This window comes from Cellulomonas fimi (assembly GCF_012952065.1).
GTDB lineage: Bacteria > Actinomycetota > Actinomycetes > Actinomycetales > Cellulomonadaceae > Pengzhenrongella > Pengzhenrongella fimi_A.
Map to the genome: position 1 here is coordinate 1 of NZ_JABCJJ010000037.1, position 23987 is coordinate 23987.

At 69.7% G+C, this 23987-nt stretch carries 22 protein-coding genes and 1 pseudogene; 2 read left to right on the forward strand and 21 right to left on the reverse strand.

Annotated elements, in window-relative coordinates:
• Positions 1-256 precede the first annotated feature (256 nt).
• The 21 genes and pseudogenes from HIR71_RS14780 to HIR71_RS14880 all read right to left on the reverse strand — a co-directional run bounded on the left by HIR71_RS14780 (position 257) and on the right by HIR71_RS14880 (position 21241).
• On the reverse strand, positions 257-3466 hold the full coding sequence (locus HIR71_RS14780) for a LysM peptidoglycan-binding domain-containing protein (RefSeq protein ID WP_169325837.1): 3210 nt from the start codon (positions 3464-3466) through the stop codon (positions 257-259).
• Positions 3463-3912 (reverse strand): TadE/TadG family type IV pilus assembly protein, encoded by a 450-nt coding sequence (locus HIR71_RS14785; protein ID WP_249051908.1) that lies wholly within the window; start codon positions 3910-3912, stop codon positions 3463-3465. The genes HIR71_RS14780 and HIR71_RS14785 overlap by 4 nt, the downstream gene beginning before the upstream one ends.
• Positions 3913-3917: 5 nt before the next feature.
• Positions 3918-4373 carry a TadE/TadG family type IV pilus assembly protein gene (locus tag HIR71_RS14790; RefSeq protein WP_169325838.1) on the reverse strand — a complete coding sequence of 152 codons (456 nt, stop codon included), beginning with the start codon at positions 4371-4373 and terminating at the stop codon, positions 3918-3920.
• Positions 4370-4714 carry a TadE/TadG family type IV pilus assembly protein gene (locus tag HIR71_RS14795; protein WP_311836310.1) on the reverse strand — a complete coding sequence of 115 codons (345 nt, stop codon included), beginning with the start codon at positions 4712-4714 and terminating at the stop codon, positions 4370-4372. Before HIR71_RS14795 ends, HIR71_RS14790 begins: the two co-directional genes overlap by 4 nt.
• A gap of 89 nt (positions 4715-4803) precedes the next feature.
• The gene (locus HIR71_RS14800) at positions 4804-5007 is read right to left on the reverse strand and encodes a hypothetical protein (RefSeq protein WP_169325839.1); all 204 of its coding nucleotides are present in this window, start codon (positions 5005-5007) and stop codon (positions 4804-4806) included.
• Between the two features lie 24 nt (positions 5008-5031).
• A complete protein-coding gene (locus HIR71_RS14805) occupies positions 5032-5934 on the reverse strand; it encodes a hypothetical protein (protein WP_169325840.1) in 903 nt (300 codons plus the stop codon).
• Positions 5931-6800: a type II secretion system F family protein gene (locus tag HIR71_RS14810; RefSeq protein ID WP_169325841.1), complete on the reverse strand. Its 870-nt coding sequence runs from the start codon at positions 6798-6800 to the stop codon at positions 5931-5933. Before HIR71_RS14810 ends, HIR71_RS14805 begins: the two co-directional genes overlap by 4 nt.
• Complete coding sequence (locus HIR71_RS14815; protein ID WP_169325842.1) at positions 6797-8170, reverse strand: CpaF family protein; 1374 nt, start codon at positions 8168-8170, stop codon at positions 6797-6799. The genes HIR71_RS14810 and HIR71_RS14815 overlap by 4 nt, the downstream gene beginning before the upstream one ends.
• 233 nt (positions 8171-8403) lie before the next feature.
• Entirely contained in the window at positions 8404-9228 is an 825-nt protein-coding gene (locus tag HIR71_RS14820; protein ID WP_169325843.1) for a hypothetical protein, read from the reverse strand.
• A 4-nt stretch (positions 9229-9232) separates the two neighbouring features.
• Positions 9233-9871: an SAF domain-containing protein gene (locus tag HIR71_RS14825; protein WP_311836311.1), complete on the reverse strand. Its 639-nt coding sequence runs from the start codon at positions 9869-9871 to the stop codon at positions 9233-9235.
• A 101-nt stretch (positions 9872-9972) separates the two neighbouring features.
• Complete coding sequence (locus tag HIR71_RS14830) at positions 9973-10848, reverse strand: PKD domain-containing protein (protein WP_311836312.1); 876 nt, start codon at positions 10846-10848, stop codon at positions 9973-9975.
• Positions 10836-11117: a hypothetical protein gene (locus HIR71_RS14835; protein ID WP_169325844.1), complete on the reverse strand. Its 282-nt coding sequence runs from the start codon at positions 11115-11117 to the stop codon at positions 10836-10838. The genes HIR71_RS14830 and HIR71_RS14835 overlap by 13 nt, the downstream gene beginning before the upstream one ends.
• Positions 11118-11731: 614 nt before the next feature.
• Positions 11732-12157, reverse strand: a complete 426-nt coding sequence (locus HIR71_RS14840; protein ID WP_169325845.1) for a helix-turn-helix transcriptional regulator — start codon at positions 12155-12157, stop codon at positions 11732-11734.
• 204 nt (positions 12158-12361) lie between these two features.
• Positions 12362-13403, reverse strand: a pseudogene (locus tag HIR71_RS17020) (transposase); the annotation flags it as partial.
• A gap of 420 nt (positions 13404-13823) precedes the next feature.
• On the reverse strand, positions 13824-14831 hold the full coding sequence (locus HIR71_RS14850) for a sugar phosphate isomerase/epimerase family protein (RefSeq protein WP_169325847.1): 1008 nt from the start codon (positions 14829-14831) through the stop codon (positions 13824-13826).
• A 46-nt stretch (positions 14832-14877) separates the two neighbouring features.
• A complete protein-coding gene (locus HIR71_RS14855) occupies positions 14878-16041 on the reverse strand; it encodes a Gfo/Idh/MocA family protein (RefSeq protein ID WP_396031809.1) in 1164 nt (387 codons plus the stop codon).
• A 49-nt stretch (positions 16042-16090) separates the two neighbouring features.
• Positions 16091-16945 carry a sugar phosphate isomerase/epimerase family protein gene (locus HIR71_RS14860; protein WP_169325849.1) on the reverse strand — a complete coding sequence of 285 codons (855 nt, stop codon included), beginning with the start codon at positions 16943-16945 and terminating at the stop codon, positions 16091-16093.
• 74 nt (positions 16946-17019) lie between these two features.
• Entirely contained in the window at positions 17020-18048 is a 1029-nt protein-coding gene (locus tag HIR71_RS14865; RefSeq protein ID WP_169325850.1) for a zinc-binding dehydrogenase, read from the reverse strand.
• Between the two features lie 49 nt (positions 18049-18097).
• Entirely contained in the window at positions 18098-18949 is an 852-nt protein-coding gene (locus tag HIR71_RS14870) for a carbohydrate ABC transporter permease (protein ID WP_169325851.1), read from the reverse strand.
• Position 18950: 1 nt separating this feature from the next.
• The gene (locus tag HIR71_RS14875; protein ID WP_249051912.1) at positions 18951-19928 is read right to left on the reverse strand and encodes a carbohydrate ABC transporter permease; all 978 of its coding nucleotides are present in this window, start codon (positions 19926-19928) and stop codon (positions 18951-18953) included.
• Positions 19929-19933: 5 nt separating this feature from the next.
• Positions 19934-21241 carry an extracellular solute-binding protein gene (locus HIR71_RS14880; RefSeq protein WP_169325853.1) on the reverse strand — a complete coding sequence of 436 codons (1308 nt, stop codon included), beginning with the start codon at positions 21239-21241 and terminating at the stop codon, positions 19934-19936.
• A 480-nt stretch (positions 21242-21721) separates the two neighbouring features.
• Between HIR71_RS14880 and HIR71_RS14885 the strand changes: the two genes are divergently transcribed.
• Positions 21722-22990 carry an ROK family protein gene (locus HIR71_RS14885; RefSeq protein ID WP_169325854.1) on the forward strand — a complete coding sequence of 423 codons (1269 nt, stop codon included), beginning with the start codon at positions 21722-21724 and terminating at the stop codon, positions 22988-22990.
• A gap of 440 nt (positions 22991-23430) precedes the next feature.
• Complete coding sequence (locus HIR71_RS17635; protein WP_396031813.1) at positions 23431-23886, forward strand: DDE-type integrase/transposase/recombinase; 456 nt, start codon at positions 23431-23433, stop codon at positions 23884-23886.
• Positions 23887-23987: the final 101 nt, after the last annotated feature.

Below are 23987 nucleotides of genomic sequence, written 5' to 3' on the forward strand. Positions count from 1 at the left end.
CTGGCCAAGGCCCACCTCAACCTCGTCCCCGGCGACCAGGAGGTGACCGACCCAACCCTGGCCCTCACGGCCTGAAAACACCCCAGGGGTCACACCGCACCGCTACACCACTCCCCAGGACTTGACCATCGCCCGAGCAGCCACCAGAGCCAGGGCCGGCAGGTCGCGGCCGCGGGCTCGCACCAGCATGCCGCTCATGTCACGACGTGGGCAGGGCCAGCGCCATCGGGCCATCGGGCCCATCGAGGGGCAGCTGTCACGACGCTCTGCTCCCCAGCCAGCCGGCCCGCCCTCGCAGGATCGCTTCGGTGCGGGCGACGAGCTCGGGCGGCGCACCCTCGTCGTCGGTGCGGTTGGCGAGCTCGTCGCGGATGATTCGGTGCGCCTCCGCATGGCGTCCTTCGGCAGTGGCGACCGCGGCGAGGTCCAGCCGCGGGATCTCCTCGAATGGGGCCGCCATGGCCGCCGTCTCGGCCGCCATGCGGGCGGCGGCCAGATCGCCGGTGGCAAGGGCATGCGTCACGACGAGGTGGGCGACGTCGACCACTGCGACCACCGCGTGCTCGTCGAGCCGGTCGCCGTCGACGAGCCAGGTCCACCCGCCGCCGGCTCGTCGCTGAACCGGGGCGTCGAAGGGGCGGCCCTCGACGAGTCGAAGGGCGGTGCGCAGGTCCTCGATGCCGTCGGCGCCGCGCGCCTGCCCCCGGCCACGAAGGCGGCGGAACAGGTCCAGGTCGACGAGCAGGTCCACAACTTCGTACACCGCGGTGCCGCGATGCAGCGCCCCGCGCGCGAGGCGGGCGTCGGGGAGGTGTGGCTCGCCGGTGCGGGGGTTGGTGCCGAGCCACTCGCGCACGAGGCGGACGTACTCGCGCACCTTTGCCGAAGTTAGCCCGAACGCGTCGGCGACCTCGCCCGGGGTGGCGCCGTGCGGGTGCAGCGCGATGAAGGTGAGCAGCTCGGTCATGTACGGCTTGCGCTTGAGCAGGGGCTTGCCGCGGGTGGTGGCGCGCACGGGACCGAGCAGGCGCAGCTTCGGCAGGCGGCTGGACTCGGCGAACCACGCGGCGACGTCCTCATCCAGACGGGGGTCGGCATCCTCAACGTCGCGGCGCACCGTCGCTGCGACCCGGGGTGCGAGAGTCTGCAGGTCCTCCGACGTCGTGGCGGCTGCCTCCAGGTAGAGCTCGTCGGGCTCGCTCAGGACGCTGCTCGCCGCCGGCACACCCGGTCCGGCGTCGCCCCGGTTCGGCTCGGGAAGCGGTTCTCGCGGCAGGGTGTGCTCGTCCCGAAGTGCACCGGACTGATCGACGAAGGACCGCCAGCCCTCGGTGGCTTGGTCATCGACGGGCACGGCGACAACGTCAACCTGCTCGCTCTGGGCCAGGAGAGCTGCACACCCCTGCGCCTCGTCGCTGGTCAATCCGACGGCGACGAGGTCAAGGCCCGCACTGGCGAGGATGACCCGCCCGTTGGCGGTGACGTCCAGCACGATGCCGGGCGCATCCGGTCGTGTGCCGTTGAGGACGACGCATGTGCCCGTGCGTCCGGGGTGGGCGTGAACGAGGTCGAGCAGCTCGTCGAGCGCGGGGTGCGCAGTCGAGGCGTCGAGCAGGATCAATCGGGCGGTCCAGGCTTCGGCCCCGGCCTGAGTGGCCCGCGCCGTGACGATGTCGACGCCGACAGCGGCCGCGTTGTCGAGGGTGCGCACGGCCTCGGTCAGTGCGTCGTCGACCGGGTCGCCGCCGTCGTCGGCGGGTCCCTCGTGCACCCGGACCCGGTCGGGGTTAAGTGCCGCGAGCTCGTAGCCGACACCGATGCACTCGACGTTGGCTCCCGCCGACCACGGGTTACACGCGACCTCGGCGACGAGGTAGCGCGCGAAGTCCAGTCCGTAGGTCGGGTCGCCCGTGATGGACACGTCAAGGTCTTCGACGTTGAGCAGCCACACCGCCTCGTCGTCCCCGACCCCGATGGTGGCCAGCAACGGGTAGGGCGCCGGCTGGTCGGCCACGTCGGGTCCAACCTCGTCCAACGGCACGGCGGCCGGGACGCGCCAGTGATACCCGTCGGAGCTGCCGAGCCACGGCTCGTCCAGGGTGGTCGGTGTCCCCAGGTGCAGGACGACGTGGGTCGCCGTCAGCTCGACGGCCGCCAGGTCCGGCATGGTCGCGCCGTCCCGGGCGATCGATGCGGACAACCGCCGCAGGACTGCGTCCATGTGCTCGACCGTCGGTGCCGTGACCGCCCCGACGGCGCTGATCGTCTTCTCGACCGGCGCGAGGACGACGTCGGGAGCGGGAAGGGTGTGTCCCGGTCGTCGAGCACGGGATTGGGCGTGGCGGCCACGAGCGCGCATTAGGAACAGCGACCCCGCGAGTACCGCGCCGCCCCCCGTGAGGCCGGCGAGCAGCCACGGCGCGGCGGTGGAGGTCTCCTCGTCGTCGTGCTCCGGTGCGTCGACCTGTCCGGCCCCGGCAGGAATCGGCTCGGGTGCCGGGTACGTGCTCGTCGGTGCTTCGCTGGGCTCGGGCACGATGGCGGTCGGCGCCGGTTCCGCGGGCTCGAGAGTCACTGCGACAGGCGCCGGGTCGGCCGTGGCCACGGCTGGCACCGTGCCGGGGATGGTGAGCACCTGGCCGACGTCGATCACGTCGGGGTCTGTTACCTGGCGCCCGTCGGGCTGGACGGTGTTCTTGTTGGCCTCGAAGATCTCCGGGTACCGCTCGGCGTCGCCGAGCTCACGGGCAGCGATGCTCGAGAGGGTGTCGCCGAGTTGCACGGTGTAGGTGTGGGGGCTCGTCACCAGTGCTGGAGGTGCGACAAACGCGGGCAGCAGCAGCACGGTGCCCGCGTAGATCAGATCCGGGTCGTCGGCCACAACCGGGTTGAGGTCGACGAGTTCCGGCCACCTATCGGCGTCGCCGAGCTGGTCTCGGGCGATGGCCGACAGGCTGTCGCCGGGCTGGACGGTGTAAGTGGACCCCGCGACCGGCGACGCGGGCCCGGCGCCGCCCTCGCGCGACTCGACCATCACGGGCGCGTCGACGACGTGAGGCGCCATGGCAGCGTGGGCCGGGGCAGCCCCAGCGACGTTCATGCCCACCGAGGGGACGGCCACGAACAGCAGGGCTGCGGCACTCACGAGCTGCAGCGCCGCGAGCTGCGGGACATGCAGACCCGGGATGCGCGGCGCTCGCGCCCCACGCAAGCGAGCGACCACCTCGAGCAAGATGCTGGCGCTCAGGACCACCCAAGCCAGCCATGCGACGAGAGTGATGACCTGAAGCACAAGGGTGCCGTCGTCGGGCGACCGCAGGGCGGCCAAGATCGGCCCGACGGTGGTGGGCAGCTCGCTCGGGATCAGGTCGACGCCGACCCTGAGGAGGGCTGCCGGGACCGCGACCACGACGCCGATGAGCAGGACCGTGGCGACGAGGCCAACCAGGCGGGCGCGCAGTCTCATCGGACGACTCCCTCCACAGCGCGGAGGGTCTGCGCCTCGGCGTGGCCGGTGACGGTGAGCTCCTGGATCCCGATGATCGACAGGAATCGGGTCTGGTAGGTAGTCACGGTGTCCACCACGACGCGGGTCCCGACGACGCTGGCGGTGCCGGTGACCTCGGGCGTTCCCGCGATGTAGGTCGAGGCCGCCGCGACCGCGCCGGCCGGGTCGACCACCGCAGCTTGGCCGAGGACGGCGGCTGCGCCCTGGAGCTGTTGACCACCGGCGCGTGCCGCCTCGAACGCGACGACCTCGGCGTGCTGCTTCGCGAGCACCTGGCCACCCAGGTCGACCGCGAGCCCGACCAGCAGGATCATCGTCAGCGCTGTCGTGATCATCCAGATCGTCGCCGAGCCGCGCTCGGGATCGTCGTGCGCGAACCGGCGGCGCATGAAGGAGGTGGGCATGGTCGTCACCGCTCCCGGTACGTGTCAAGGGCCGAGCGGACCGTGGCCGTGACACCGACCGAGCCGGGCAGGCCGGGCAGAGTGTCGGCGAGCGACACCTGGCACGTCACAGTGGCCCCGACCGAGGCCGGTGTTCCGGCGGGTGTCGCGAAGCCGGCGACGTCGACGCTCACCTCGCTCGCCACGCAGTTCAGTCGCTGAGCACCCAGCGCGGAGGTGGCCGCTGACTGTGCCGCGGTCAGCGCCTCGTCCTGAGTGCGGACAATGGACGCCGCCCGCGCGGCCTGGGCGGCCGCTGCCTCGACTGCCTGGTGCGTAACGGCGAGTCGCCCGCCGGCGACGATGAGCCCGAGGAACAGGGCAAGGGCGGGAGCGAGGATGACGATCTCGACGACGATCGAGCCCTCGTCCGAGGGACGGCCGCCGAGGCGTCGTCCGGTGCGAGCGAGCAGGCCGGTCATCCGGTCACCCGCTCGACGGATGCCGAGGCGCTCTGGACGACCTGTGGTGTCCAGCCCGGGACCACGGTCATCGTCACGCCTGCAACGACCACCGAAGCGGTCGTTGCGTCTCTCGTCGCCGTGACCGTGACGCCACGCAGCACGTCCTCACCCCCGGCGGAGGCGATGAACTGCTCCGCGGCGACGTCTCCGGCCGCAGCCGACGAGTACTGCACGGCCGCCGTGCGGGCACCCTCCTGCGCGGCGGCAATCGCCACCGTCCGGGCATGGTAGATCAGGGCCGCCTGCATGCCGGTGAACATGAGCAGAAACAGCGCCGGCATCAGCACGACGATCTGCACGGTCGCCGAACCGCGGTCGTTCGGCGGGCGCGCCGGAGCCGCGTGCGCCCGATAGCGCCTCACCTCGGCTCGACGGTGCCGCACGGCACTCAGCTGATCCCCGGGATCTTGCCGTTCACGTACGCCTGGATCGCGGCAAAGACGAGACCGGCGAGGACGAGCAGACCGACGGACCAGAACACGATCTCGATGGTGCTGGCACCCTCGTCGCCGGCGCGGGCCAGTGCGGTCCGGGCGCGGTCGCGCAGGGTCAGACCGAAGGTGAGCAGGGTGGCGATCAGGTGGTGCGGCATCGTTGGTTCCTTCCTCATGGCGTGCTACATGGCGAACAGACGAAGCAGGGAAGGTGCCATCAGCAGGGCGAGGAACACCAGGCCGAGAAGAGACCCGGGCACGTACATGCGCTCCTCGACGACGTTGGCCTCGGCCAGTTCTTCTGACAGCAGGCTGCTGCGCACCGTGGCGCTGCGGGCGCGCAGCGACCGGTAGACCTCGGAGTTCTCATCACCGGCCAGCCGCATGATGTGGGCTACGTCAGCGAGCTCGGGCAGGCCGAGGGTGTCCGACAGCTCGTTGAGCGCGTCCCAGGGTGGTTGGCCGTTGTACCGGGCGCGGGCCAGCTCCTCGCGGATGCGGCTGAACACCCACGAGTCACCGATCTCGGCCGCGCTGGCCAGCGCGACGGTCGCCCCCGCGCCACTGTTGCGCTCCAGGGCGCAGAGCTCGATGTAGGCGCTCAGCGCCCTGGCGCACTCGGCGCGCGCCCGCTTGGCCTCCTCGGCGATGTCCCGCGAGGGCGCCATGAACATCAGCGCACCAAGAAGCACGGTGCCGCCGACCGGAACGACGCCCGGCACCCGGATGCCCAGCAGGGTGAAGAACCCGGTCAGAAGAGAGGGCAGGACGAGGCCGAGCAGTCCATAGGCGACCTTGCGGCCGTAGAACTGCGCCGGGGTACGGCGCAGAACTGCCAGGTCCCGTGCGGGTGCAGCTCCGAGCAGCCGGGTGGGCAGAGTCCGTTCGGCCCAGATTCCCAGGCGTTCCTCGGTGTCGGGGGTCGCGGACGGCGTCGTGGTGGCGGCGCGGCGCCGCGACGCTGGGGACAGGCGGGCGAGGACGTCACCGAGGTCCGGCTGGGCCGGTACCAGCGCGTACAGCGCCCCGGCCAGACCGGCGCCGACGACGATGCCGAACACGACGGCGAGCTGCAGGGCGGTCATCGGACACCCGCTCTCGCGGCCGGGCCGAGGAATCTGGGCAGCGGCTTGCCCTCGGTCATCTTCCGCATCCAGAGAAGCCCGCCAGCGTAGGCAGCAAGCAGCGCGACGAGCAGCACCTGACCCAGCGGAGTGCCGTACGGTGCCACGTAGTCGCCCGTGAACGCCAGCCAAACGAGAACACCGGTGGAGAACATTGTGACGAGCCGGGCGCTGCCGCGCGGCTTCGCCCGACCCGCCTCCACCTTGCGGCGGGAGGTCACGTCCTCGGTCACCGACTCGGCCACGCCCTGCAGGGCGTTCGCAAGGCTCCGGTTCCGGCGCTGCGCCGCAAGGATGAGGTTGGCGACGATCAGGTCGCCCGTGACGTCGTCGAGGTCGTCGGCGAAGGCTCGCAGCGCCTGCTCGGTGTCCCACCGGGCGCGGAGCCGGGCGACGAGCATGGTGACCTCAGGCTTGATCGCGTCGGGTGTCGATCGCAGCGTCGCAGTCACGGCTTGTTCGAGGCCCACTCCCGAGCTCAGCACGCCCGCGAGGTTGCGCGTCCACTCCTCCATCGCCTCCAGCCTGCGAATGGTGGTGGCCGTGGGCGGGGCGGCCAGTAGGTAGGGCAGGCCCAGCGCGGCGGCGGGGAGGATCACGACCGCGGCCACCCAGCCAGCCAGCAGGGCGATCAGCAGTCCGCTGCCGAACGAGACGGCCAGCACCAGCCGGGTCCGGCTGGATGCGCCCGCCAGCCGTCGCGCGAGGGCCGAGGAGCGACGCAAGGCCGGTTCGCGGACCGGCCTGGTTTGCAGCGCGAGCACTGCCCCGATCAGCCCCGCGACGACCAGCGCACCGAACACGGCCGACCACGCCCCGACATTCACCCTTGCCACCCCCGACCGTCCGCCTCGGCCTGGTACAGGTCGAGGTCGAAGCCATCAACGGTGAGGTCCTTGCATCGCTCGCTCATCAGCCCGCTCGCCCGCGCGGGTCCGGTGCCGGAGGGACCGAACAGGTGCGTGAGGGCGTAGCCCTTCTCCCGCTCGCCGGGCTCAACGACGACGACCTCGCTCACCCAGCGCTGCAGCTGTTGGGACCCGTCTGGCATCAAGACGACCCGCCGATTCAGCTGCACGATCACCTCGAGACACCCGGCGAGCTTCTCCAAGGCAAGCTCCCGCGTGACGTGCCCGCCGGCCTCCATCGCGCACGTGACGAGCTTGCGGATGGCCGCCTCGGCGCTGGCGGCATGCGTGGTGGATAGCGACCCGGTGCCGCTCTCCATCGCCTTGATCATCGTCCAGACCTCGCGGCCGCGGATCTCGCCGACGATCTGCCGGTCGAGGGCGAACCGGTAGCTGTCGTTGAGCGCCTCGTCCAGGTCGAAGGCACCGGCGGCCCGGCCGTCCGCGCCGATTTCGCCCATTCCGGGTCGGGCCTCCCAGTCGACGACGATGTCGTGGCGGCCCGTCTCGTGCAGGAACAGCTCGTACTCGGTCTCGAAGGTGCCCAGTACCTCCTCGCGCGGGATCTCCGCGCACAGTGCGCGCATGAGCGTCGTCTTCCCGGCGGACATCGGACCGGCCACGACAATGCTCCACTTGCCGCGCACCGCCGCGGCAAGGAAGTCCGCGCAGGCGGGGCTCATGCACCCGCGGTCCACCCAGGCTGAGAGCGTGTCGACCTTGTGCCGGTGGCGGCGGACCACCACGGTCGGGCTGCTGGTCACCCACGCCGTCGCCGCCAGCCGTGCGCCGCCGTCGAGCTTGAGATGCAGCCGCGGGGTGCTCTCGGAGAACGGGCGCGGATTCGACTCGGAGCGGTTGGCGAGGAAGCGCAGGAAGTCGATCAGCTCGTCGCCGCTGTCGGCCACCGGGTCGACCCGGATACGGGAGCCGTCCACGAGTTGGAGCAGCACCCGGTCGTGGCCGAGGATGAAGATGTTCTCGGCGCGGTCGTCGTCGATCAGTGGCTGGAGCCGGCCTAGGCGGAACACGGCATCGAAGATCGCCTGCGCCATCTGCGTCTGCTCGGCAACGGTCCACGCGTCGCCGGTGCCGGCCTTGACGACATCCGCGGTGTGCTCCTTGAGCACGTCGTGGATGACCGCCCAGCCGTACCGCTCCTGCTCGTCGCGATCCATGTCGACCGCTCGGCGGGGCGCAACCGGGTTCTCTTCGGCCGACTCCGGCCGCCATTCCCCGCCCAGTGCTGCGGTGAGGCGGCCGGCGACGACGGTGCGGAAGGCCCGCACGAGCTCCCAGTCGATCGGGGTCGTGGAACCGTCGCTAGTCGCTGGGGTGGTCGGCGGCGGTCGACGCACCGCCGCCAGGCGGCGGCGCGCCTCGTCGAGCGCGGCGGGCCTTGTGACCGCGGCCCGTAGGGAGAAGTCACCACGGACCCGACCGGGCCGGGCCGGTGGGGCGGCGAAGAGCGGGAGCGCGGACGGGTCTGTCGACGGCAGGGGCCCGGTGCTCGGCTCGCTGCTCATCGTCGTCCCCCTCCCGTGGCCTCCAGGCGGGCGGCGGTAGCGCGGATCGTGCCGGTGATCGCGCTGCCTGCGGCGCGGATGCTGCGCAGGAGCGGTGAGTCCTCCCAGCCCGACCGTCCCGCCAGCCGCTGCAACGACCTCGGGCGCGGCGGTTGCCAACCGTGCGAGAGCACGGCGGCGTGCTCCGGGTCCCAGGCCACGGTGGCCACCACCGGGAGGGACAGCACGCGGGACACCTCGCGAGCACCGAACGGTTCACCCTCGCCGACGAGCAGCACCCCGAGCGAGCTGCCGGCCCCCGCCCGGTCGAACCGCTCGCGGAGCGTCTCTGCCCATGACCTGGCCGCAGAGAGGGCCACGAGGTCGGTCCGGATCACCAGGAGCGCGAGGTCCGCGGCCTCGATCAGCGGCTCCGGGCTACCGAACAGCCCCAGTCGGCCCGCATCAACCACGACGTCTTGCCCGGTGTCGTCGAGGGAGCGCAGCGCCGCTGCGAGCGGTTCCCACAAGCCGACGAGGCTGCGCGCCTGCTCGTGCGACCGGGTGCCCGGGACGAAGCGCATGCCCGATCCGGGCAGCTCGAGGGAAACCTGCGCGAGCGTGTCGAGCAGGAGCCGGCCGTCCTGCTGCGCCAGGGCCAGCTCGATCATCGCCTCGGGCGGCACGATCGACCCGCGCAGGTACCCGGCGGCGACGGCGGACCCGCCAGTCGGGTCAGCCTCGACGAGCAGGCACGGCCGGTGCCACGTCAGGGCCAACCCGAGCGCCGTGGTCGTCACGCCGGGTGACCCGCTCGCGGAGCTCAGGACCATGAGGCTCATGAGCTCACCGCTCCCGGGAGTCCAGGACGAGGACCACGTTTCCGGTCGCGGCCATCGCGGCCAGGGCCGCGGCGTCGGCGTTGGGCACCTGGACCGTGACGATCGTCTGCGCGCCCGCTCCAGTGGCGTCCGTGCCCGCCTGGGTACCGACGACGACCGCGCTGACCGACACGGGCGTGGCGTCAGTGTCGTTCCCGGTGGCCAGCTGCGGGGTCGCCACCACGCGGACCTCGTCGCCCGCCGCCAGGGTGACGCCCGGCATCCGTGCCGGGGCGACGCCGATCCCCACCAGCGAGTACCCGTCCGGGGGGACCGTCGTCTCGGTGACAGCCTCGGTCGTCACGAGCGAGCCCGCCGCGACATCGAGGGCAGCCCGTTGCCCGACCAGGTCGACCAGACCACCACCCGGGACCGTGTGCAGGGAGGGGTCGAGCTCGATTCGAACCGTCATCAGGTCCTCGCGAGCGATCACCGAGCCGCGCTCGATCGTCGAGCGCGCCGCGACGACCTCTTGTGCCGACGTCGTCGACGCGAGCAGCCAGACGTTACCCAGCACTCCCAGGGCGACGACGAGCACCATCGCGGCGAACAGCCCCCAGCGCCGGCGGGCGCGTGGCGGGGCGGGCACCGCGTCCGAGGGCACCGAGCCGTTCAAGGTGCGGGTTTCGTTGGATGTGCCACGCTCCGTCCGGGCCGGTGAAGTGACCGCGCTCGTCATCATCGTCTGATTCCTTCCCCCGCGACTCATTGGGTGAGCACCTGCGCTTCGCCGATCGTCACGTCCGTCGCCTGGGTCAGGTCGAGCGAGATCGTCCCGGCCTGGCCGATGCCCGACCATGTGACGACCCAGTGCGACGTGGCCCGTACCGTGTAGTCGCCCTGCCGGGTGTAGGTGTGCCCACAGTCGGGCGACGACGCTGCTCCGTAGGACGCCTCGTAGGGGGTCCCCGAACCGGCACACGTCACGACCCGCCCGTCGCCCATGTCCCAGGACACCGAGGCGACCTGCGCCGTGGCGGAGACGCTCCAGCCGCCGGCCGAAGCGGTGCGCGTGATGGGCCCGAAGGTCGGAGCGTCTGGAGCCGACACCCACATCCAGTTCGGCATCCCGACCAGACCGACCGAACCGGGCTGCGCCTCGGGCACGATCCCAATCCGTACCGCCTGGAGCTCCATGGACGCGACGGCCTGCTGGGCGAGGGTTTCCGGGTCCGGCGGCGCGGCCGGCGCGGTCAGCGACCAGTACGAAATCAGGTAGCCGACGACGAACATCCCGCCACGCCCCGCCGGGACCTCGCAGACGTAGATCGCCCCGTCGGTGCGGCCCTCCCACACGGCTTCGGATTGCGGTGGCTGGGGGTCGGCGAGGCCGGTAGGCATGCAGTAGTGCCCCTCAATCTGCATGATCGGGACGCCGTTCGGTCCGTCGTTCGAGCCAGATCGCGATCCGCCGCCGTCACCGGGGTCCGCAGGAGACTCGGCCCACAGGGTGCAGACGCCGAACAGGTTGTACGACACGCAGGTCGCACCCTCGGCGGTCGCCACCGGTGCACCCATTCCGACGAGCACCACCCCCGCAACGGCGCCGACCGCCAGCAGACGGTGCGTCAGCCACCGCACGCCAAGTCCTCTGCGGGGACGACGTAGCCGACTCGCCACTGCGTCTGGTCCGGGTATCCGTAGTTGTAGACCGAGACCTCGAGCGAACTCGTCGCCGCGCGGTCCGGCGGAACGATCGACTGACCGTCCTTGTCGACGACGTTGTACCCGCTCACGTCGGCGCATACGTCGAAGACGACGGTCGGCACGACGGGCGGGGACGCGGCCGGATCGCTCGTCAGGTCGACGCCCTGTAGCTCGATCGAGGCGACGACGATGTCGCCGGTCACCCGAGTCTCCACCGTCTGGGCGCTCGTCAGGGCATTCTTCAGGTTGACCAACTCCGTTCCGATCGCGACTGCGTCGAAGCACGTGATCTGGGTGGCTGCCGGGTCCGTCAGGCAGTCCGTCTGTGCGCGGAGGTAGGCACGCACAATCTCCTCCGCCCGGAACGCCGCCCCCTCCTCGGGTGACGGGGTGGGAGTCGGCGTCGGCGAAGATGCTGGCGCGGTGGGTGAGGCGGATGACGGTGCCGGGGCGGGGGGGTTCGTGTCACCGGCGCAGCCAGCGCCGAGCACCACGACGAGCGCGGCGACGAACACACCGAGGGTCTGTCGAACGGGCCTCGTCATTTGTGCTCCTCACGCCCTCGTCGCCCTCAGGCGGCGGAGGAAGCCGTGGTGCTCACCCAGGAATCAGTTCGATCCTTAGACACTAGTGCCTATGGCTCGGAAGCGCGAGAGCCAATCCCGCGAGCGAGGTGCCTGGTTGGACGTGTGCCGGATCGGCCGCGCTCAAGCCCCCATCGCGCGATCGCCTCTTGGTGGCGAATCTGTCACACGCATGGTATGGATCATGACCGCGCGGCGTAACCCCCAGAGATCCGAAGTGTGGATGACGCGTGCTAAGACCGCAGAAGCGCCCGCTCTACCTCGACGACTCCGACGTCGAGGGCGGCAGCAACGGCGGCGAGAGTTGCCGACGACGGTGCGCGGCGACAGCCTTGCGCCTCCCACCGTTTGAGCGTGGCCATGGACACGTGCGCGGCACGGGCGAGTTCATCAACGCTGAGACCCGCGGCGAACCGCAGCCACCGCAGGCTCGACCCGCCGTCGGGCGCGAGCAGCAGGACGGTCGCCGGCACCCCGAGGACGCGCGCGACGGCGTGCAGGAGCTGCGGACTGCGCGGCCTCGCCTCGCCGCGCTCCCACATCGAGACCCGCTCCCCGCCGACAACCCCGACCTCATGCGCGAGCTGATGCTGCGTCAGCCCAGCACGTACACGCGCGGCGCGCAGGGCAGCGCCGTCGATCGCGGGTGCAGTCTCCATGGCGCGTCCAACCCTAGGAGACTGCTGAAGAAGGTGCTCTCGGGTGCCGTCGGGGCACTGGGGTTGACGACAGGTACGCGGTGTAGGTCGGTGCCTGGCGGTGTCCGCGACCGGATTTCCGGGGCCGGGGTGTCGCCGAGGGGCGCTGAGGTGGCCGGTGGGCGCCGTGGGGGCGGGTTCACGGCCGCCGCCGTGGCGGCCTGGTCAGGTCGTGGCCCAGTTCCCGTGGTCGAGTCGCAGTCCCAGGCGTAGGAGTGTACGCAGGTTGATCGAGGCGGCGCGCAGTGTCCACCAGGCGTCGTTCTTCGTCACCCCTCGGTAGGGGACGCGGCGGGCACCGCGGGTGAGCCAAGCGATGGACCGTTCGACCATGGGGCGGTGGCGGCGGTAGCGCGGGCTCGCTTGCGGTGTTCGCGCCGGATCTGGTCGTGCTCGCCGATGACGAGCTTTCGTCCCCCAGCGGAGGTCGTGCACCGTGCCCGCAGGGGGCACTCAGCGCACACACAGCACCGAAGTTGACACGTCCTTTGGCGCTGACCGGGCGGGTAGCCCCGGCCGGGCAGGTGACGGTCCGTGCGGTGTGATCAACGGTGAAGTTGTCGATGGTCAACCCGCCCGGTACCGGCCGTTGGATCGGCATCGGCTTGATCAGGGCGACCCGCCCGGCGGTCTCGACCGCGGCCAGCATGTCACCGGACCCGTAGGCCGAGTCGGCCAGCACCTGCACGTCGGGGTCGTCGGTGATGGTGGTATCTGCGTCCAGGAGCTCGATCCCGCGGGCGGCGTCGCTGTTGTCCGCGCCGGCGGCCATCGTGAGCGCCGCGGCGGTGATCAGGCCGGTGTCGGGCTCGACGACGACGTGCGCCTTGAAGCCGTCCTGCTTCTTCTCCCGCGACTTGTGCGCGTGCCGGGCCTGCGGGTCGACCGTGGAGATCACCCGGTCCTGGGCGACCTTGCGGGCGATGCGCCAGCGCCGGTCGGTGCCGTCCGATCCCTGGGCCGGTTCGACGTCCTGACCGGCGACCAGGGCCAGCAGCGCGACCGCCTCGCCCTGGCCCGGGTCCAGGTCGACACCAGCCAGCTGCTCCAGCACCGTCAACGCGTCGGTGACCAGGGCAGAGACCAGCAGGTCACGAGCGCCGGGGTCATCCCAGGCGATGTCGGGCTTGCCGCCGGTGGCGTAGTCGTGCCCCTTCAGACCCGCCACGACCGGCCCAGCGGCCGGGACCACGGCACCGACCCGGCGGGTTCTCCAGGGCGCGGGCCACGGCCTGGGCGACGTCCCTGCCGTCGATGTAGCCCCGCCGGTTCCACTTGTGGACCATGGGGGCCGCGTCGAAGGCGGAGAACACTGCGTAGTCCTCGGGTCCATCCCGTTGAAGAACCGCAGTGCGGTGATCCTCAGCTCCGGGTCCCAGCCACTCCTGGTTGCCCGGCATGTGGAACGTGGTTGTAGCCGCGCGCGACCTCGTCCGAGCAACCGGGCCAAACGACTCAGGCGCGCTACCCAAGGTCAGCGTGATACCCACGCGTGTGCGCACCGGGGACGTCCTCGTCGAGCTCCGCGACCGCCTGGTTCCCGTGCGCTAGCGTGCGTAGGACCAGGCGGCGTCTCTGGACCCAGGGTCCATCTTGGAGACACCCCAGTGCCTGCCCGCACCAGTCGTCACTCACCGGAGGTGAAGGCGTCATCGAAGGGCGCCGCCGGCGGAGCCCAGAGCATCGAACGGACCCGTTGCAGGGCGTCCTGGGCTCCGTGGATCCGATCCATGCCGGCATCCTCCCACTCGATCGAGATGGGACCGGAGTACCCGATGGACCGTAGCGCCCTGAAGCAGTCCTCCCACGGCACATCACCGTGCCCCGTGGACACGAAGTCCCAGCCTCGCCGGGGGTCGCCCCAGGCAAGGTGCGAGCCGAGCCGCCCGGCGCGACCGTTGTGGGGACGGAGGCGCGTGTCCTTGCAGTCGACGTGGTAGATCCGATCGGCGAAGTCGACAATGAACGACACCGGGTCAATGTCCTGCCACATCATGTGGCTAGGATCCCAGTTGAGTCCGAAGGCTGTGCGGTGGTCGACGACGTCGAGGGCCCGGACCGTGCTCCAGTAGTCGTAGGCGATTTCTGACGGGTGCACCTCGTGGGCGAAACGCACCCCTTCGCCGTCGAATACATCGAGAATGGGGTTCCAACGGTCGGCGAAATCCTGGTAGCCCGCGTCGATGACCGAAGCGGGGACCGGCGGGAACATGGCGACGTACGGCCAGATCCTCGATCCGGTGAAGCCCACAACGGTCTCGACACCGAGTTGGCGGGCCACCCGGGCGGTCAACCGCATTTCCTCGGCGGCACGCCGTCGCACGCCCTCGGCGTCTCCGTCTCCCCAGACGGTGCGGCGGACGATCGCCTCGTGCCGGAAGTCGATCGGATCGTCGCAGACCGCCTGACCGGTTAGGTGGTTGGAGATTGCCCAAACCTCGAGCCCGTGTCGGTCGAGGAGTTCGCGCCGTTCCTGCAGGTACCGCGGGTCGTCCGCCGCCCGCCAGACGTCCAGGTGGTCGCCGGAGCATGCGATTTCAAGCCCGTCGTAACCCCACTGAGAGGCCAATCTGCACACCTCCTCAAAGGGAAGGTCGGCCCATTGTCCAGTGAACAGCGTAACGGGATGATTCATAGAGCGTTCCTTCGGAATCGAAGAGCGGGAGAGGCTATTGCGGAGATCAAGTCGCGATCCCGACCCAGACGCTGTGGCGGGAAGCGCTGTCGACGACCGCGGCCATTACCCGCTGGACTTGAAGTCCCTCGGTGAAGGACGGCGTCGGTTCATCGCCCTTCGCCACGGCGGTGACCAGGTCGACCACCTGGTGGATGAACCCGTGCTCGTACCCGAGCCCGTGGCCTGCTGGCCACCAGGCTCCGACGTAGGGGTGCTCGGGCTCGGTGACCAGGATCCGGCGGAAGCCCGCAGTCTCGGGACTCTCGGACGCGTCGAACAGCTGGAGCACGTTCATGTCCTCAAAGTCGAACGCGAGGCTGCCCGCCGATCCGTTGATCTCGACCCGGATCGCGTTCTTCCGGCCCGTCGCGAACCTAGTCGCCTCGAATGTGGCAAGCGCGCCCCCGCTAAACCGGGCCAGGAAGACCGCGGCGTCGTCAACTGTCACCTGCCCGCGCTCGGTCGCGCTGTCGGCCACGGGTCGCTCCTTGACGAAAGTATCCATTGCGCCGCTGACTCCGGTGATGAGCTCTCCGGTGATGTGCTGGGTAAGGTCGATGATGTGCGCACCGATGTCCCCGAGGGCACCGTAACCGGCTCGCTCGGCCTGCAGTCTCCATGACATGGGGGCTTGGGGGTCCGCTATCCAGTCCTGCAGGTATTGGGCGCGCACGTGGCGGATCTGGCCGATGCGACCCTCGGCGACCAGCCGGCGGGCCAGTGCGATCGCCGGCACCCGCCGGTAGGTAAGTCCGACCATCGCACGCACACCGCGCTCACGGGCGCGGTCCGCGGCCGCGACCATGGCTTCGGCCTCGGCAACCGTGTTGGCGAGCGGCTTCTCGCACAGCACGTGCTTACCGGCGTCCAGCGCCGCGATCGCTATCTCGGCGTGGGTGTCGCCAGGGGTGCAGATGTCGACGAGATCGATGTCGTCGCGCTCCAGCACGCGGCGCCAGTCCGTCTCGGCTTCCTCCCACCCTTGACGCGCTGCGGCGGCGGAGACGGCGGCGGAGTCTCGCCCGACCAGGACGCGCAACTGCGGCACAGCGGGAAGGTCGAAGAATCGCGGCGCCGTCCGCCAGGCGTGGGAGTGGACGGCACCCATGAACGCGTACCCGACCTGGGCCACGCGCAGCACGGGGCGGCCGGTTTCGGCGGCGGTCATCGACGTCATCTCGTCGCCCCATTCGTCCCGAGTCGGGCACGAGCCCTCGTCATCGGATGAGGTCCAGGCAGGAGCGCACGTAGGCGTCGGCCTTGGTGAGCTCGCCGGTGATCTTCGACAGCTCCCAGCCGTGCGTGCCGTGGCACTTCAGGCTCGCCGCGCCCGTGTAGCCCACCCGATGCAGCGTCGCTAGCGGAATGGCGTGGTCGATCGCGCCGTCGTGGCGAGGCAGCTGCTTCTCCCCGGGGCCGAAGTTCAGGCCGTCAACACCGTGGCGGTAGGCCCGGTCCACGTCCCAGATGTAGTAGTAGTACAGCCGCTTGCGCTCGGCCAGGAAGGTGATGGCCTCACTGATCGTCTCGCCCATCACCCACAGGTGCGGTGGGGCCAGGCACACGCCGAGGTTGGGGTGGTCGATGTCCTTCACGAGCCGCTTGATCTGAGCGAGCGAGTCCACACCCTCGTCCCATCGCCGCTCCTCCCCCGCGCCGTGCTCGAAGTCCGGGTTGAAGGGGACGGTCAGATGGTTCTCCACCGCGATCCGGACACCGGCCTTTTCCCCGGCTTCCACCAGCGGCGGCAGGAACGTGGAGACGAAGTCCGTGTAGTTCGCCTCGCAGTCGAACACCACGGTGTCGATCCCAAGCTCGGCGGCGAAGTCGATCCGCTCGAGCATCTCGTCCTTGCTCTTGCCGTACATGGTCAGGCCGCACGCGGTCATCCCATACTGGTCCAATAGCTTCTTGATCTCACCGACGTCGTCGCCGGGGTTGACGTGGGACGCCAGCGGGTGGGCGGAAGACCAGAGGTTGACCTCCTTGAAGCCGAGCCCGGCCAGCTCGCGCAACGCGTCGGCCAGCGGATAGTCGTGGTACGGCAGCACTTCAGCGGTATAGCGGAACACGTTGAGCTCCTTCGTTCTGTGGAGGCGGTGCGGCAGAGGTACGGCGGTGCGGAGTCACTCGTCCCAGACCGAAGTCACTCGTCCCAGACGAAGACGGCCTTCTCGGTCTCTCGTTGGTCGAAGGCGCGGAACGCCTCCGCGGCGTCTGTCAAGTCGAATCGGTGGCTCACGAGCCGCTCGACCGGCAGCTCCTGGTCGACGACGAGGCGCGTGATGGCCTCCCAGTCCCCCAGCGGGAAGTACCAGCCGCCCACAACCGTCAGCAGCTTGCGAATGAGCTGGTCGCTGGGACTGATCTGAGTGGCCGAGGACTCCCCGACCAGGGCCACCGAGCCCCGCAGGGCGGCGGCATCCAGTGCCAGGTTCTGCCCGTGCGGGTTGCCCGAGCAGTCCACGGCGACCTCCACGCCGCGACCCGACGACAGGTCACGGATTGTGTCGAGCGCGCCTTCCGAGCCGATGACGTGCGCGGCACCGAGCTCTCGTGCTGTCTCCCGCCGGGCCTCGATGGGGTCGACGGCGATGACCTCGGCGCCCAGCGCGCGGCCGACGAGGACTGCGGCGAGACCCATCGGGCCCAGTCCCACGACGGCGAGTCGCTGGCCGCCTCGCACGCCGAGTCGGCTCTGGGTGGCGTACTGCGAGCCGACCATGTCGGTCATGAGGGCCCCAGCGGGGAAGGACACCTCGTCGGGCAGGCGCAGCGCGTTCGCCTCGGGCAGCACGATCAGGTCGGCGTCACCGCCGTCGACGTCGAATCCGACGCACTTCCACCGCGGGCACAGCATCCGGTAGCCGGCGTGGCACTGCTCGCACAGCCCGCAGCCGATCGCGAGGTATCCCGCGACGCGGTCGCCCGGCCGCAACGACGTCACGCCCTCACCGACTTCCACGATGACCCCCGCGGGTTCGTGGCCGGGCACGATGGTGCCAGGGGCGATCGCACCGCCCACCACGGCGTGGTCGCCCGAGTACAGGCCCATGTCGCTGCGGCAGATGGCGGACGCACGGCTGGCGATGAGCACCTCGCCGTGGCCCGGGGTCGGGTCGGGGCGCTCGGCAACGACGACCTTCCGGTCACCGGGCAGCAGGACAGCTCTCATCGGGTGCACTCCTCACAAGGACGGTTGGGGCTGGCGGGCCGACGCGCGGTCACTTGACGGCGCCGAAGGTCAGGCCGGAGACGATGCGGCGGCGCAGGATGAGGGTCAGAACGAGGATCGGGGCGACGATGAGCGTGCCGCCCGCGGTCAGCGATCCCCACTGGGTGCCGAACATGCCGGTGAACTCCTGGATGCCGACCGGCGAGGTCTTGGCGGCCGCGCGTGTCAGGGACAGCGAGAATAGGAACTCGTTCCAGGACAGCACCGCGGAGAGGATGGACGCCGTCGCAACGGCCGGCACGACCAGCGGCCAGATGATCTGTCGCATGACGGTGAAGCGGCTGGCGCCGTCCATCATCGCTGCCTCCTGCAGTTCGTAGGGGATCTGCTGGATAGTGCTGCGGAGGATCCACACGGCGATTGGGAGGTTGAACGCGGCGTAGGGGACGATCAACACCGGGTAGGTGTCGATCAGGCCCACCTGGCCGGCGAGGATGAACACGGGGATCACCGCCACGATCGGCGGGAACATATACGTCGACAGGATCCACGAGGAGAGGCGCTTGCGGGCCCGGAAGGTGGGCTGGGACAGCGCGTACGCGGCCGGCAGCGCGACCGCCACGGTGAGGATGGTGGACCCGAGGGTCACCGCCGCGCTGTTGAACAGCAGTCGGTCGAACCCGACCGAGGTGCCCGCTCCGCCGCTGAGGACGTTCGCGTAGTTCTCTAGGGTGGGCATGAAGAACCACTGGACCGGGCGGGTCCGGGCGGCTCCCTCGGGCTTGAGGGACGTCACCACCATGAAGAACAGGGGGAACAGGCCCAGAAGGAGCCAGACCCACATGAGGCCCCGCCCGGCCAGGCGAAGCGTCGTGGGACGCTCGGTAGCGGTGGTCGCCATGTCAGACCCCTTCTTCGTCGGTGCCGCGCCCGACCGCCCGGAGCAGTAGCGGGACGAGCGTCAGCAGCAGGATGAGGAACACGATCGCGATCGCCGACGCCGCACCGATGCGGAAGCTCTGCAGGGCTACGCGGTAGATCTCGAGGTTGATGATCTCGGTGGACGTCCCGGGGCCACCGTTGGTAAGCACCTTGAACGAGTCGAAGGTCTTGAATGCCTGGATCGTGCGTAGGACGACGGCGATCGCCATGAACGGCAGGATCATCGGGAGCTTCACGTACCGAAATATCTGCCACCCGGAGGCCCCGTCGATCGCGGCGGCCTCGACCGGCTCCTGCGGGACCGATTTCAGGCCGGCCATGAGGATCAGCGCCACGAACGGCGTCCACTGCCACACATCGATGCCGATCAGGAGCACCCAGGCCAGCGGCGTGCTGCTGAGCCAGGCGATGTCGTCAGGCAGGCCGACCAGGCCCATGAAGTAGCCAACCCAGCCGTAGTTGGGGTTGAAGAGCTCGCGGAAGACCAGCGCGGAGACGACCGGGGTCACCGCGAACGGGACCAGCGCGATTGTCGTGGCGATGTTGCTCGACCGCGTCTGCGCGGACAGGGGCACGGCAAGCGCGAGTCCCAGGGCCGTCTGGATCGAGACCGCCACCACCACGAACACCAGGATCAGCGCGAAGCCCTTGAGCCGGTCGACGCTGGTGAGGACGTCGACGTAATTCTGCAGGCCGACGAACTGACCGTTCCCACCGAGAAGGGTTCCCCCGTGCAGGCTCGCCCACAGCAGGTAAGCCGCGGGGAAGATCGTCATGAGCAGGAGCACGACAAGGGCGGGGACCATCAGGAGCCACGGCAGGCCCTGGCCGAAGCCGCGCCGCCGGGGCGAGGCGGTGTTGGAGCGGCGCGCGTGGTCGCGAGTTCGGCGACCGCCCTCCCCGGGGGCGGTTTCCCGGCCCCCGGGGAGCGACGTCATGGTGCTCACGATGATGCGGGCACCTCGTACCCGGCCTGCTCCAGCAGCGTGCGGACGTTCCGCTCTGCCTCGGCCAGGGCCTCGGCCGGCTCAACGACACCGCTGGCCGCGCGGTTGACCGCGACCGCGATCGCCTGGCTGACCTCCATGTAGTTGGTCAAACGCGCCCGCCCCTGGCCCTGGGCCAGGGACTGCCCCAGCACGTCGTAGAACTCGGTGGTCGGGCCTTCCTCGGCGTTCTCTCCGGAGACCTCGTCGTAGACCGACGTGCGGCTCGGGTGGAGTTGGTTCTCGGTCATGGCCAGCTGCTGATCGGACGCCGTGAGCCACGCCGCGGCGCGGTATGCCCAGGCCTTGTTCTGACCGTTGGCGTTCAGCGACAGCATCCAGGTCCCAAAATGCGGGCCCGAGGTGACGCCCTGGGGAACGGGAGCGAAGCCGATCTCGCCGTCGACGCCCTCGTCGAGCTGCACCTGGTGGTAGTTCATCGTCATCGCGGTGAGACCCCCACCGAAGGACGCCGCTGCCTCGTCCCAGGACGCGGAGGTGCTGCCGGGTGGGACGGCGCCGCTGGCGATTAGGTCGCGGTAGTACGTCAGCGCCTCGACGCCCTCCGGGCTGTTGAAGTCGAGGGACAGTTCATCCCCTACGAGCGTCCCGTTGCCCCCGTAGGCCGCGAGGAGGCTCTTGAAGTCGTCCGTGGCCCAGTCGCCGACGCCCGCCATGACCGTGGTGCCGTACAGGTTCTTGTCGGGCTGCGTGAAGAACCTCGCCACCTGGGCGTACTCCTCCAGCGTGGCCGGAACCTTCAGGTCCGTGCCGTACTGCTCACGGTAGGCCGCCTGCTGCGCGGGGTCCTCGAAGAGGTCCTTCCGGTACGCCATAACCAGCGCGTTCGCCTGCAGCGGCAGACCGTAGACGTCGAAGCCCTCTCCCTTGATGGCCCCGACGTCCCCCGGCGCCGCGGTGTCCGGGAACCGGGCGACCGGGTTCCCCGCGTCGTAGACGGCCGTGTCGTACAAGACCTTGGGAATGTAGTCACCGATGTCGGCGTCGGCGAGGTCGTTGAGGGACTCGTCCTCGAGGTACTCGCCGAGCGGTTCCAACCGGTCCACCAGAGCTGGCGCCCACGGCGTGTCAACGATGACGATGTCGTAGAAGGTGCTGTTCGAAGCGAACTCCGCGAAGACGCGCTGCTGGAGAGCGTCGTAGGGCTGCGTGTCAAGAACCAGCTCTATGCCGGTCGCCGCCTCGAACTGCGGAAGGATCGCCTGAACAGCAGCGGCGTTGGCCTCGGCCGTGGCGTACAGCACATTGAGCTTCTCTGGGGCCTCAGCGTCAGCGCCGTCGCCCGTTCCACCGCCTTCGACCGACGGCGTGCAGGCCACCAGGGCGACGCTCGCCACAGCCGTTGCCGATGCTATGAAGAGATCCCGACGGTGCCGTGGAGTCGTTTGCTTAGTGCTCATCATCGAGTCCTATCTGAGGTGACTGGTGCGACCTAGTGACAGCGGTGAAGCAGTGGACACATGACCCATCAACCTGATGGTTGCCTCTGGTTGACAGCTGTCGCGGGCACGGGCAACCCCTGCTCTGAAGGTTCGGCGACCGTGCCAACCCAGGCGAGGTGACGACCCGCCCCGCCGCTTGCGATCCCAGAGGCGTCCGAGAGAGCCCGCGTCTCCTGGAGTCGCCAGCAGGCAGCACTATCTAATGTCGTCGACGTGCAGAAGTCAACTGGTGAACGACCAAACGCACGGCTAGGCTCGTATCAAGACGAAACGAGGAGCGTCATGCAGCACAACACGCTGCCTACTGAGATCGTGGACGGCCTCGTGTCGGTGCTAGGCCTCATCCGCTCGGGGGCCGCCCGTACCCGCCCGGAGCTTGTGCGGGCTTCGGGTCTCGGGCGCAGCGTGGTGACGGAGCGGGTCGCGCGGCTGCTGGAGCAAGGGGTCGTCGTCGAAAGCGGCACGGCACCATCCACTGGAGGCCGCGCCGCGCGTGAGCTCGCCCTTTCGGCGCACGCGGGGGTGATCCTGGTCGCGCCGCTTGGCGCAGGCCGCATAAGGGCAGGCGTCACGGACCTGTCCGGGCGACTCCTGACGTCCCATGAGGAACCCATGGACATCGCCTTGGGGCCATCGACCGTCCTCGGGCGCGTCCACGAGGTTTTCGGGAAACTCTTGGCCGACCTCGGCCCGACGGCCCCAGTGTGGGGTGTCGGGGTGGGACTGCCAGGACCGGTGGAGTTCGCATCTGGCCGTCCGATGCGTCCGCCAATTATGCCCGGCTGGCACGATGCCGACGTGCGCGGGTGGATGGCGGAGCGCTACGACGTCCCCGTTTGGGTAGACAACGACGTCAACCTCATGGCGCTGGGGGAGCTGAAGGCCCGCGGCAGCTCCCCCGGCCAGGACATGATCTTCGTCAAGGTCGGCACCGGCATCGGGGCTGGCCTCGTCTCGCGCGGCGAGCTGCACCGAGGCGCCAAGGGCTGCGCCGGGGACATCGGACATGTAGAGATTTCGGCAGCCCGCGAGGTCGTCTGCCGCTGCGGCAATATCGGCTGTCTGGAGGCCCACGCTGGCGGCGGCGCCCTTGTGCGCCGTGCACTCGAGGCCGTAAACCAGGGACGCAGCCCCTACCTCGCCCGGATCCTGGAGGAACACGGTCAGCTTAAAATTGAGGATATCGCGCGCGGCGGCCAAGAAGGCGACGGCGTCAGCGTCGAACTGCTGATGGATTCCGGGCGCCTGCTCGGCCAGACGCTCGCAACCCTGGTGAACTTCTTCGATCCCCACGTTGTCGTCCTGGGTGGCGTTCTTGGTGGCGACTCCGATCCTCTGCTGGCCGCAGTTCGCGAGACGGTCTACCGCCGCTCACTGCCGCTGGCCACCAGGGACCTTTTCATCGAGCGGACCGGAAGCCGTAAAGACCCCAGCCTCGTCGGGGTTGCATCGATGGTGCTGGACGAGCTCTTCAGTCGCGACCAGCTGAGTCGGTGGCTCGAGGCAGGATCGCCCCGTGGACTGCCTGTACTGCCCCGGAGCGTCAGTTGAGGACTGTGACGATACGCGGAACGCCCGAGCAGCACCCGCGGAGCGAGAGCGAAAGCTGCTACCCGAGACCACGGCGGAAGCCGCCCTTGCCGCCGGCAGCCTCCCAGAATGAGCTACCCGCTGGTCCGTGACCTGGCCGCCGAGGGGATCCCGGTGCGGCTGACTTGCCGGGTGCTCGGTCACTCCAGATAGGCGTACTACGCCTGGCTGGTCAACCCCGTCAGCCGGCGCGATCTGGAGGACGCTACTCGACCAACGCCCTGATCGACACCCACGGCAACGACCCGGGGTTCGGCTACCGGTTCTTGGCCGACGAGCTTGAACGCGCCGGTCACGACGTCGGTGAGCGACCGGTCTGGCGCCTTTGGTCGCAGCAGAGGCTGTGGTCAGCGACGGTCCGCAAGAGCCGTCGCGGCGCCGCCAAGACGCCGGGGCCGACGGTGCACGACGACCACGTCCAACGGAACTTCACCGCTGCTCGGCCCGATCAGGTCTGGGTCACCGACATCACCGAGCACCCGGCCAGCGAGGGCAAGCTGTACTGCTGCGCGATCAAGGACCTGTTCAGCAACCGAATCGTCGGCTACGCGGTCGAAGATCGGATGACCGCCCAGCTCGCCATCACCGCGCTGCGCACCGCCGTCGCCAGACGGCAGCCGGGCGGCGTCGCCATCGAGCGTGAAGCTAGCCGCTCGCGTGTGAGCACCAGACGGCGGCTGCGTGCCTTCGGTGGTGAACGAGGGGACGAACTGAAGGGAGTTGACCATGGAAGACGAGCGCCTCACGATCGAAGAGGTGTCTGCCAGGTATCGGATCCCCGTCGCGACTCTGCGCTACTGGCGCGCCCGAGGCCAAGGGCCTCGGTCTTTCCGGGCTCATCCGGATCGAGGGTGTAGTCGGGGTCGGAATCCGCCGGTCTCGAGGAGCGATCTGGCGATGTAGTTGGTGAGGTTGCGGAAGCCGAGGGCAGAGCCGCGTAGGTGCTCGAGCCGACCGT

Bases quoted from the DNA above. Each gene is read 5' to 3' on its own strand.
- HIR71_RS14780 (WP_169325837.1), bottom strand. From the start codon at position 3,466: ATGAGACTGCGCGCCCGCCTGGTTGGCCTCGTCGCCACGGTCCTGCTC.
- HIR71_RS14785 (WP_249051908.1), bottom strand. From the start codon at position 3,912: ATGCCCACCTCCTTCATGCGCCGCCGGTTCGCGCACGACGATCCCGAG.
- HIR71_RS14790 (WP_169325838.1), bottom strand. From the start codon at position 4,373: ATGACCGGCCTGCTCGCTCGCACCGGACGACGCCTCGGCGGCCGTCCC.
- HIR71_RS14800 (WP_169325839.1), bottom strand. From the start codon at position 5,007: ATGCCGCACCACCTGATCGCCACCCTGCTCACCTTCGGTCTGACCCTG.
- HIR71_RS14805 (WP_169325840.1), bottom strand. From the start codon at position 5,934: ATGACCGCCCTGCAGCTCGCCGTCGTGTTCGGCATCGTCGTCGGCGCC.
- HIR71_RS14820 (WP_169325843.1), bottom strand. From the start codon at position 9,228: ATGAGCCTCATGGTCCTGAGCTCCGCGAGCGGGTCACCCGGCGTGACG.
- HIR71_RS14840 (WP_169325845.1), bottom strand. From the start codon at position 12,157: ATGGAGACTGCACCCGCGATCGACGGCGCTGCCCTGCGCGCCGCGCGT.
- HIR71_RS14850 (WP_169325847.1), bottom strand. From the start codon at position 14,831: ATGAATCATCCCGTTACGCTGTTCACTGGACAATGGGCCGACCTTCCC.
- HIR71_RS14855 (WP_396031809.1), bottom strand. From the start codon at position 16,041: ATGACCGCCGCCGAAACCGGCCGCCCCGTGCTGCGCGTGGCCCAGGTC.
- HIR71_RS14865 (WP_169325850.1), bottom strand. From the start codon at position 18,048: ATGAGAGCTGTCCTGCTGCCCGGTGACCGGAAGGTCGTCGTTGCCGAG.
- HIR71_RS14870 (WP_169325851.1), bottom strand. From the start codon at position 18,949: ATGGCGACCACCGCTACCGAGCGTCCCACGACGCTTCGCCTGGCCGGG.
- HIR71_RS14875 (WP_249051912.1), bottom strand. From the start codon at position 19,928: ATGACGTCGCTCCCCGGGGGCCGGGAAACCGCCCCCGGGGAGGGCGGT.
- HIR71_RS14885 (WP_169325854.1), top strand. From the start codon at position 21,722: ATGCAGCACAACACGCTGCCTACTGAGATCGTGGACGGCCTCGTGTCG.